We start from the raw sequence: 9,331 nt of genomic DNA on the forward strand, positions 1-9,331 counted from the left end.
GGCCTGCTCGAGCAGGCAGGCTTCCTTGTAAAATTTCTCGATTTTGCCGTCGACAATTTTTGCCACGACCGCCGCGGGCTTGCCCTCGGCCTGCGCCGCATAGATCTGGCGCTCCTGCTCGACAACAGCGGGCGACAACTCCTCGCGCTTGACGACGCGTGGATTGGACGCCACGACCTGAAGCGCGAGCTCCTTGACCAGCGCCTGGAACGCTTCCGACTTGGCGCAGAAATCGGTCTCGCAATTGACCTCGATCAAAACGCCAATCTTGCCGCCTGCATGAATATACGAACCGACGGTTCCCTCCGACGCGACCCGGCCGGCGCGGCCGGCTGCCGCGGCGATTCCCTTCTCGCGCAGCCACACGATGGCCTTCTCGAGATCGCCGGCCGCCTCCGACAGCGCGCGCTTGCAATCCATGATGCCGGCGCCGGTTTTATCGCGCAGTTCCTTAACCTGGTTTGCGTTTAATTCCATCACAATTCCTGAGTTGAGTAGTATTCTGGGCCGGTCGCTCTACTGCAAGCAACGGCCACGATTAACTGACTCTGTTTTGCGATCCGAAGAATCGAATCTGTCGATTAGACCGCGCTTGGCGAATCGGGCGTCGAGGCTCCCGCGTCTGCCGACGCGCCGGCGTCCGAGCGAATGTCCTGCTGCCCCTTGGCGCGTTCCTCGGCGATCTGCTTGCCTTCGAGAATCGCGTCGGCGACGGCGGCCGTGAACAACTTGATCGCGCGAATGGCGTCGTCGTTGCCCGGGATTCGATACGCGATCAAATCAGGGTCGCAATTCGTATCGACCACCGCGGCAACGGGAATGCCGAGACGGTTCGCTTCCGCGACGGCGATATCTTCCTTCTTGGTGTCGATCACCCACAGCGCGTCCGGGAGTTTGCGCATGTTCTTGATCCCGGCGAGCGTGTTCATCAGCTTTTCATGGTCGCGACCGTTGTCGCTCATCTCTTTCTTGGTGAGCGCCTTGATCATCTCGGGGTCGGCCATCGTTTCTTCGAGCTTGCGCAGCCGGTCGATCGACGCGCGAATAGTCTGGAAGTTGGTCAGCATCCCGCCGAGCCAGCGGTTGTTGACGTAGTACATGCCGCAGCGCTCGGCTTCTTCCTTGACGATATCCTGGGCCTGCTTCTTGGTGCCGACGAACAGCATCGTGCCGCCCGCCGCCGCGAGGTCGCGCGCGAAGTCGAAGGTCGCGCGAAACATCTTCACGGTCTGCTGAAGATCGATAATGTAGATACCGTTGCGGGCGCCGAAGATGTACTGCTTCATCTTCGGGTTCCAGCGGCTGGTCTGATGGCCGAAATGAACGCCGGCCTCCAGGAGCTGCTTCATACTGATTTCAGTCATAGAATTTAGTCCTTGCCTCTTGGCCCCGTGAGCGGGGCAATCTGTAAGTAATATCAGGGTGTGCGGTCGTAGGAAAGTGCGCGATTCTGGTGGGTACTGTCTTAATTTGGCCTTGACTGTCTGAATTTGAAATCGTCAGTGCCTTAATTTGATTTGAGGCGCGGATCGTCGGACGCGATACACTCAGCAAAGCACAATTCACTTTCGCTATGGCAGTCATTAGAAATCGCGCGTTCGCAATCCGTTTTATGTTCGAACTCCTGCCTGTCCGGCACTCGTGTCCACTGCCGGAGTGGAGCCTGAGATTCATTAATGCAACTGCCCCCTGCCGTCTCGCCGCTATGCCAAAGACTTACCGTACGACAGGGCGGCGTCATCAGATACCAGCACACAAGCGCGAGCGCGGAGCGTGACGGGGATTCATAGTGAAGCGGGAGTCGCCGCTACTTCTTGCCCTTCAGGCGGATATCGTCGCTGGCGAGGCAGGCGGCGTTGACCGCGCGCGCCTTTCCCAGAGCGGCATCATTTTTCTGGAGGCGCTTGAGTTTGCCGGTCTTGTCGAGTGTGACCGGATCCTGCTGGTTGTTCTGAAGGTCAGTCAGCGCCTTCTCGCAAATGTCCTCGGTGTCGAAACTGGTGACGACAATCCAGCGCGAAATCGGCGTGTCGGAATCGACATCATGAGGGATCCTGGCTGAATCGGGCGGCATCATCAGATACCAACCCACGAGTGCAAGCGCCGCGAGGTGGCGGCTATTCAGGTTTCTCACGCGGCAAGTTATACCGACTTAGCGGCAAAAAGTCATCGAGTGGCTGGAAAGCCCACCCCTGACCCCTCTCCCTTCAGGAGAGAGGAAAAGCCGCCGTTACGCGTTCATCGATTCGAGGAATTCTTCGTTGGTCTTGGTCTTGTCCATCTTGTCGATCAAGAATTCCATCGCTTCGACCGCGTTTAGCTGGGTCAGCAACTTGCGCAGAATCCACACGCGATTGAGCGTGGCGCGCGGTAACAGCAGCTCTTCCTTGCGCGTCGTGGAGCGCTGGATATCGATCGTCGGGAAGATGCGCTTTTCGAGCAGCCGACGGTCGAGCGCGATCTGCTGATTGCCGGTACCCTTGAACTCTTCGAAAATGACCTCGTCCATGCGGCTGCCGGTATCGACGAGCGCGGTGGCGATAATTGTCAGGCTGCCGCCGTCTTCGGTGTTGCGCGCGGCGCCGAAAAACTTCTTGGGCTTGTGCAGCGCGTTGGAATCGACGCCGCCTGAGAGGATCTTGCCCGACGGCGGCACCACGGTGTTGTAGGCGCGCGCCAGCCGCGTGATCGAATCGAGCAGGATCACCACGTCGCGTCCATGCTCGACCAGCCGCCGCGCCTTTTCGATTACCATCTCGGCCACCTGCACGTGACGCGTCGCAGGCTCGTCGAAAGTCGAGCTGACGACCTCGCCCTGCACCGAGCGCAGCATGTCTGTGACTTCCTCGGGCCGCTCGTCGACCAGCAGCACGATCAGCACGATCTCGGGATGGTTGTGCGCGATTGCCTTGGCCATTGCCTGCAGCATCATCGTTTTGCCAGTAAACGGGGCGGCGACGATTAGTCCGCGCTGGCCTTTGCCGATGGGCGCGACCAGATCGATGATGCGGGTGGTCAGGTCCTCGTGATTGTATTCGAGCTTGATGCGCTCCTCTGGATAGAGCGGCGTGAGGTTGTCGAACAGAATTTTGTCGCGCGCCTTTTCGGGATCCTCGTAGTTGATGGACTCGACCTTGAGCAGCGCGAAATAGCGCTCGCCTTCTTTCGGTGGGCGAATCAGGCCGGAAACCACGTCGCCGGTGCGCAGATTGAACTTTCGAATCTGGCTCGGCGAAATATAAATGTCGTCGGGGCCGGGCAGGTAGTTGTAGTCAGGCGCGCGCAGGAAGCCGAAGCCGTCGGGCAGGATTTCCAGCACGCCCTCGCCGAGGATCGAGCCGTTCTTGGCGGCCTGCGCCTGCAGGACGGCGAAAATCATCTCCTGCTTGCGCATGTTGGTCGCGCCTTCGACGTTGAAGTCGCGCGCGATCTGCGCCAGCTCGGTAATCTTCGCGCGCTTGAGCGACTTGAGGTTGAGCACCCCTTCTTCGCTGATCACCGGCGCCGGCGGCGGAAGGTTCGGATTGCTGTCGAGATTTACCTGCCGCGGTGTGCCGTTGGTCGAGCGCGGGTCGTCAAAGCGACCCTCTTCGCTCTTCGCAACGTGTCTGCCCTTGCCCATATGCCTTCCCCGCAACCTGGACTCCATCATCTTTGATGCTGCAATTGTCCGCCGCTTATGCGCGCGTATCGCAGGTTATGAACGTTTGTTCGAATGGACCCCCACAACGGGAGATACCATTATAGATTTTCGGGTGCTCAAGCGGTCGGGATTCGGAACAAGTGACGCCTTGAGTTCAAGTTCGGAATTACGGACCGCAGGGAAACGGGTTTTATCTCACCACCCAACCCGTCTCAGCGTCCTCAGCGCGGAAGCTCTACTAAAACGCTACCCGCGCAATGCCACGATGTCAACGGGGCTCAGGTCGCGTGAGTTCCAATATCCTAAACTTTTCCCCAGAACGCGAACGCTACTGCGCCGAGTATGCATACGAACGATCCTACATAGTTCCAGCGCGGCACTTCTCCCAAATAAAAAAAAGCGAAGACCACGAAAACTATGAGCGTCACGATCTCCTGGATGATCTTGAGCTGGTAAGCCGTGAATTCTCCGTAGCCGATTCGATTTGCCGGAACCTGGAAGCAATATTCCAAAAACGCGATCAGCCAGCTCACTACGATCACCAGCAGCAGCGGCCGATCTCTGAAGCGCAGATGACCGTACCAGGCAATCGTCATGAAGGTGTTCGAGCAGAAGAGCAATGCAACGGTTAGCATGCCCGCTATTTTTAGCGAACCATGAATGCTCGTCCATAGTCATCCGCGGCGCGTCGAGCTCAGTTCGGGTTCGCCCTATCGGCGCGCCCAAGGATCGACCAGCTCGATGCCAAGTTCCACGAAGTGGCGGGCGGTCCAAGTAGCGATCAGTCTGGCCTTGCATCAGCACCGCAAACCTTGTCGAGAACGATCACCTGCGAAAGACCACGCGCCTCGCCTTATGCCCACGAAGTTCCGGGATCTCTTCGTCCAAGCCGATGCGCGCGAAGCGATCCCGCACTCGGGTGCCTAATGGAGCGGAGGCGCGTTCCTCGGTCCTCACGGCGTCACGAAGAATGTTGCGTACTTCTTCCTCCATGCTCTGGCCATGGCGACTCGCCTGCTGTTGGAGTCGAGCCTTTACGTCCTCTTCGAGATTTCTGACAATCAGTTGCGCCATTGGAATTCGCCGCCTGATATCACGATATCAGAGGCGCCTACCTCAACGTTCAACTGAGCTCAATCCAGCGGCGAAGCTCGCGCGCATCCGCGGTGAATAATTTCTGCGCGAGAAATTCTACGAAATCCATCGGTAGAGGTGCGACGAATTCGAGCCGCTCGCCGGTTCGCGGATGTGTCAAAGACAGCGCCAGCGCGTGCAGCGCCTGCCGATGAAAAAATCCACCGCCGCCCGCCTTGCCGCCATATAATGGATCGCCAAGACACGGATGCCCAATCGACGCGAGATGCACGCGAATCTGATGCATCCTGCCAGTGTCAGGCTTCACTCGAACCAATGAGGTTCCCTTTTCATCGGCATCCGCGGGATCGAATCGCGCCAGCACTGTGACGTGGCTGACGGCGTCGCGCGGCGCATTCGATCGCACCGACATCCGCTTGCGCTCGATCGGATGCCGCCCGACCGGCCGCTCAATCGTCAGCCGGTCGCGCGCGACTTTGCCCTTGACGATCGCAAGATAGGTTTTTTTGACGGTGCGATCCTTGAATTGCCGCGAAAGCGCGGTGCGCGAAAACGGCGTCCGCGCCACGACCATCACGCCTGAGGTGTCTTTGTCGAGGCGATGCACAATTCCCGGCCGTAGCACGCCGTCTGGCTCGGCCATCGCGGCCAGCTCGGGAAATCGCGCGAGGAGGGCGTCCACCAGCGTGCCATTGGGATGCCCGGGCGCCGGATGCACTGTCATTCCTGCGGGCTTGTTCACGACGATTATTTCGTCGTCGTCGAAAATTACCGAAATCTCCGGCGCGTCGCCTTCCTTGTAGAGCGAAGGATCGCTCAGCGCTCCGGCGGGAATCGCTGCGACGTCAACGCGATCCCCCGTTCGAACTCCGCTCGACGCGCGCGCGCCCGCGCCGTTGACCGTCACCAGTCCCGCCTTGATCATCCGCGCCACTTGCGAGCGCGAGTATTCCGGCGCAAGGCGCATCGACACGAAGACGTCGAGCCGCATGCGATCGTGCTCGGCGCCCGCGCTGATTGTCGTCGGAAGAATCACAAGCGGGATTTGCCGCATCGAGGCGGAAATCACAGCATTCCAGGCCTGGGTATCGGCGGCGGGCCCGGCGGCACATTCGCCGACGACGGTGGAGCGCTCGCGTCGGGAGGGCAGTTCTCGGATGTGCTCGTCGCGGTCACGACGCCGTAGGTCGTCTTCTGACACCCCGCCGCCGTCGAGTCGGGCCTCGAATAAAACCAGCATCCGGCCAGCGCTGTCGAGAACAGCGCGACGATTGTCATCGAGAGGAATGTTTTCATTTCACGGCTCTACTCGAAATGATGCGGGAGTGGATGCGCCTTTTCGTACGCGAGGATTCGGTCTTCGTGCGCGAGCGTCAGCGCGATGTCGTCGAGGCCTTCGAGCAGGCACTTTTTCTGATGCGGCTCGATCTCGAAATGCGCGGTCCATCCGAAATCATCAGACACCGTCTGCTTTTCGAGATCGATCGTGAGCCGGTACGCCTCGTAGTCGCCCGCCGCGCGAAAAATGTGCTCGACCTCGTCGGCCGTCAGCGTTACCGGCAGAAAGCCGTTCTTCATGCAGTTGTTGTGGAAGATGTCGGCGAACTCCGGCGCGATCGCCGCGCGAAAACCAGCATCATCGAGCGCCCACACCGCATGCTCGCGCGAGCTGCCGCATCCGAAATTATTGCGCGCCACTAAAATCGATGCGCCTTGGTAGCGGGGCTTGTTCAGCACGAAATCCTTGTTCTCGCTGCCATCCGGATTACGCCGCCAATCAATAAACAACCCGGCCTTAAGCCCGGTCCGCACCACAGCCTTGAGAAACTGCTTCGGAATGATCTGATCAGTATCGACATTGGCGCGATCAAGCGGCGCAACCATTCCGGTGAAATTTTTAAACTTCTGCATCGCGACCTCTCCGACTTTGAAAAGTTCTAACAGGGACCCTACGAGTACTCAGGGTAAACTCCGTCCCGCATCTTTCTCTTGAGACTGGGTGCAGGGGTCACTCCTGCCGAAGGAAGGGTGAAACCCAACGCGGGTTTCACGTTAAATAAAGTGTATCTCTTCACTTCTGCCACTCCCGCACGTCGACGAAATGCCCGGCGATCGCCGCCGCCGCCGCCATCGCGGGACTCACCAGGTGCGTCCGTCCGCCCTTGCCCTGACGGCCCTCGAAGTTGCGATTCGACGTGCTGGCGCATCGCTCGCCCGGCTGCAGCACGTCGGGATTCATCGCCAGGCACATGCTGCATCCTGATTCGCGCCACTCGAAGCCGGCTTCCGTGAAAATTCTATCGAGACCGAGACTCTCCGCCTCGGCTTTCACTTCCTGCGAGCCGGGCACAACCATCGCGTGCACCGTTGAAGCGACTTTGTGGCCCTTGACGATACCGGCGGCCGACTTGAGGTCGCTCAGCCGCGAGTTGGTGCACGATCCGATAAACACCCGATCTATTTTGATGTCCTCGATTTTCGTTCCCGGCCGTAGCGCCATGTAAGTGAGCGCCCGCTCGACCGTCTCGCGCTGTTCCTTGTCGCCAATCTCGGCGGGATTCGGCACGCTGCCGCGCACGTCCGTGACCATCCCGGGATTCGTGCCCCACGTCACCTGCGGCGCGATGGTCGCCGCGTCGAACACCACGCTGCGATCGAATTTCGCGCCATTGTCGCTGCGGCATTCGAGCCACCGGGCTGCGAGCGTGTCGAACTCCTTGCCAGTCGGGATGTACCTGCGCCCGCGCAGATACTCGACCGTGGTCTTGTCCGCCGCGACCATCCCGGCGCGCGCGCCGCCTTCGATCGACATGTTGCAAACCGTCATCCGCTCTTCCATCGAGAGCGCCTCGACCGCAGCGCCGCGGTACTCGATCACGTGCCCGGTCGCGCCGTTGGTCTTGATCCTGCCGATGATGCCGAGAATTAAATCCTTCGCGCCGACTCCGATGCCGAGTTTTCCATCGACGCGAATCTCAAACGTTTGCGGACGCTCTTCCCACAGGCATTGCGTCGCCAGCACGTGCTCGACTTCGCTGGTGCCGATGCCGAATGCCAGCGCACCGAAGGCGCCGTGCGTCGCAGTATGGCTGTCGCCGCAAACGATCGTCATGCCCGGCTGCGTAAGCCCGAGCTCCGGACCGATGACGTGCACGATGCCCTGCTCGCGCGAGCCTATATCGAACAGCCGCAGTCCAAACTCCGTGCAGTTGCTCCGCAGTGTCTCGATCTGCAGCTTCGAATCCGGATCGGTGATCGGCTTGCTGCGATCCGTGGTCGGCACGTTGTGATCCTGCGTCGCATAGGTCCGATGCGGCGCGCGAACATTGCGCCCCGAATGGCGCAGGCCCTCGAACGCCTGCGGCGACGTGACTTCATGCACCAGGTGCAAATCGATGTAGAGCAGGGAAGGCTCATGCTGCTTTTCGCGGACGACATGTTCATCCCAAATTTTCTGAAATAAGGTTTTTGCGGCCATTGCCTTCTCAACTTCCGCCGCGCCGGCGGCGCTACAACTTTATTGCGAAACTTCGATTCATCAAACCGCCGCCGTGCGACGGCCATTCTTCGCGCGCGAATAGTGTTCGATTCGATCCGATAGCTTGATTGCGAACGTGCTGAACGCGGCCAGCTCGCCGCGCGAAAACCCGGTCCAGATCGCTTCGATCGCCGCCTGCCGTGATGCGCGCAGCTCCGCGAGGGCGCGCGTTCCCCTGGCGGTCAACTTGTAACTCCGGTTCCTGCGGTCGGCGCGTCCAATCGCAGCTGAGACCAGTCCTGCGTCGAGCAGTTGGCGCAATATTTTCGAGACCGCCGCTGCCGAGCTGTCGCGGCTGCGCGCGAACATCGACGGGATGAAGTGCTCGGTCGAGATTTCCTCGAGCACCCGCCACTGCTCGATCGTGATACCCGCATCGCGCGCCAGCACTTCGCGCCTTCGTCCGAAAATTTCGGCCAGCGCGGTCATCGCCTCGATCGCGCGGAAGATCGGGTCGTTCGGTTGTCGTCCAACTGCTTGCATCAGGCAAGATATTAACTATAGTTAATCAATCTTTGCAAGCAACGATTCGCGCAGGATAAGACGATGTCCGAATTCTTCGACCAGCTCACTCCGGAACTGACGAAATTCATCTGCGCGCAACCGGTCTTCTTCGTTGCGACCGCCGCGCCGGGCGCTCGCATCAACTTGTCGCCCAAGGGCATGGACACCTTCCGCGTGCTGGATGAAAAGCGCGTCGCCTACCTGGATCTCACCGGCAGCGGCAACGAAACCGCCGCGCATCTCCGTAGCGACGGGCGCATCACGATAATGTTCTGCTCGTTTGCCAGTAATGCCGAAATCGCGCGCATCTATGGCCGTGGCGCAGTAATTCAACCGAGTGACGAGCGCTGGCCCGGACTCGTCGCCAACTTCCCGAAGCTTCCCGGTACGCGGCAGGTGATGGAGATTCGCGTCGAATCCGCGATGACCTCATGCGGCTACGCGGTGCCGCGGATGCGCGCGATGGCGGAGCGCGACACGCTCGAAAAGTACTGGATCAAAAAAGGAGAGCAGGCGAAAGAGGAATACTGGCAGAAAAAAAACCTGCGCAG

12 protein-coding genes are annotated in these 9,331 nt (G+C 59.7%); 1 reads left to right on the forward strand and 11 read right to left on the reverse strand.

Going from position 1 to position 9,331, the window contains the following annotated elements:
• The 11 genes from tsf to VIW95_RS08180 all read right to left on the reverse strand — a co-directional run.
• The coding region (gene tsf, locus VIW95_RS08130; RefSeq protein WP_331585220.1) for a translation elongation factor Ts at nucleotides 1–477 on the reverse strand (477 nt) is incomplete at its 3' end.
• A 104-nt stretch (nucleotides 478–581) separates the two neighbouring features.
• On the reverse strand, nucleotides 582–1,364 hold the full coding sequence (rpsB, locus tag VIW95_RS08135; protein ID WP_349259305.1) for a 30S ribosomal protein S2: 783 nt from the start codon (nucleotides 1,362–1,364) through the stop codon (nucleotides 582–584).
• A gap of 443 nt (nucleotides 1,365–1,807) precedes the next feature.
• Nucleotides 1,808–2,134, reverse strand: coding sequence for a hypothetical protein (locus VIW95_RS08140; RefSeq protein WP_331585224.1), 327 nt, complete (start codon nucleotides 2,132–2,134; stop codon nucleotides 1,808–1,810).
• A 96-nt stretch (nucleotides 2,135–2,230) separates the two neighbouring features.
• Nucleotides 2,231–3,622, reverse strand: a complete 1,392-nt coding sequence (gene rho, locus VIW95_RS08145; RefSeq protein WP_331585226.1) for a transcription termination factor Rho — start codon at nucleotides 3,620–3,622, stop codon at nucleotides 2,231–2,233.
• A gap of 323 nt (nucleotides 3,623–3,945) precedes the next feature.
• Nucleotides 3,946–4,278, reverse strand: a complete 333-nt coding sequence (locus VIW95_RS08150; protein WP_331585229.1) for a DMT family protein — start codon at nucleotides 4,276–4,278, stop codon at nucleotides 3,946–3,948.
• Between the two features lie 190 nt (nucleotides 4,279–4,468).
• A complete protein-coding gene (locus VIW95_RS08155; protein WP_331585231.1) occupies nucleotides 4,469–4,717 on the reverse strand; it encodes a FitA-like ribbon-helix-helix domain-containing protein in 249 nt (82 codons plus the stop codon).
• 49 nt (nucleotides 4,718–4,766) lie between these two features.
• Nucleotides 4,767–5,729, reverse strand: coding sequence for an RluA family pseudouridine synthase (locus tag VIW95_RS08160; RefSeq protein WP_349259306.1), 963 nt, complete (start codon nucleotides 5,727–5,729; stop codon nucleotides 4,767–4,769).
• 74 nt (nucleotides 5,730–5,803) lie between these two features.
• Nucleotides 5,804–6,034: a hypothetical protein gene (locus VIW95_RS08165; RefSeq protein WP_331585235.1), complete on the reverse strand. Its 231-nt coding sequence runs from the start codon at nucleotides 6,032–6,034 to the stop codon at nucleotides 5,804–5,806.
• A 9-nt stretch (nucleotides 6,035–6,043) separates the two neighbouring features.
• Nucleotides 6,044–6,649 carry a 3-isopropylmalate dehydratase small subunit gene (gene leuD / locus VIW95_RS08170; RefSeq protein WP_331585237.1) on the reverse strand — a complete coding sequence of 202 codons (606 nt, stop codon included), beginning with the start codon at nucleotides 6,647–6,649 and terminating at the stop codon, nucleotides 6,044–6,046.
• Nucleotides 6,650–6,809: 160 nt separating this feature from the next.
• Nucleotides 6,810–8,216, reverse strand: coding sequence for a 3-isopropylmalate dehydratase large subunit (gene leuC / locus VIW95_RS08175; RefSeq protein ID WP_331585239.1), 1,407 nt, complete (start codon nucleotides 8,214–8,216; stop codon nucleotides 6,810–6,812).
• Between the two features lie 60 nt (nucleotides 8,217–8,276).
• Nucleotides 8,277–8,759, reverse strand: coding sequence for a MarR family winged helix-turn-helix transcriptional regulator (locus tag VIW95_RS08180; RefSeq protein ID WP_331585241.1), 483 nt, complete (start codon nucleotides 8,757–8,759; stop codon nucleotides 8,277–8,279).
• A gap of 63 nt (nucleotides 8,760–8,822) precedes the next feature.
• Between VIW95_RS08180 and VIW95_RS08185 the strand changes: the two genes are divergently transcribed.
• On the forward strand, nucleotides 8,823–9,331 hold a 509-nt coding region (locus tag VIW95_RS08185), incomplete at its 3' end, for a pyridoxamine 5'-phosphate oxidase family protein (RefSeq protein ID WP_331585243.1).

The sequence above is a fragment of the Binatus sp. (SeqCode) genome, from assembly GCF_036522015.1.
GTDB lineage: Bacteria > Desulfobacterota > Binatia > Binatales > Binataceae > Binatus.

Coding starts and splice junctions, on each gene's coding strand:
- VIW95_RS08180 (WP_331585241.1), bottom strand. CDS start 8,759: ATGCAAGCAGTTGGACGACAACCGAACGACCCGATCTTCCGCGCGATC.
- VIW95_RS08160 (WP_349259306.1), bottom strand. CDS start 5,729: ATGCGGCTCGACGTCTTCGTGTCGATGCGCCTTGCGCCGGAATACTCG.
- rho (WP_331585226.1), bottom strand. CDS start 3,622: ATGGGCAAGGGCAGACACGTTGCGAAGAGCGAAGAGGGTCGCTTTGAC.
- leuD (WP_331585237.1), bottom strand. CDS start 6,649: ATGCAGAAGTTTAAAAATTTCACCGGAATGGTTGCGCCGCTTGATCGC.
- VIW95_RS08150 (WP_331585229.1), bottom strand. CDS start 4,278: ATGCTAACCGTTGCATTGCTCTTCTGCTCGAACACCTTCATGACGATT.
- rpsB (WP_349259305.1), bottom strand. CDS start 1,364: ATGACTGAAATCAGTATGAAGCAGCTCCTGGAGGCCGGCGTTCATTTC.
- VIW95_RS08165 (WP_331585235.1), bottom strand. CDS start 6,034: ATGAAAACATTCCTCTCGATGACAATCGTCGCGCTGTTCTCGACAGCG.
- leuC (WP_331585239.1), bottom strand. CDS start 8,216: ATGGCCGCAAAAACCTTATTTCAGAAAATTTGGGATGAACATGTCGTC.
- VIW95_RS08155 (WP_331585231.1), bottom strand. CDS start 4,717: ATGGCGCAACTGATTGTCAGAAATCTCGAAGAGGACGTAAAGGCTCGA.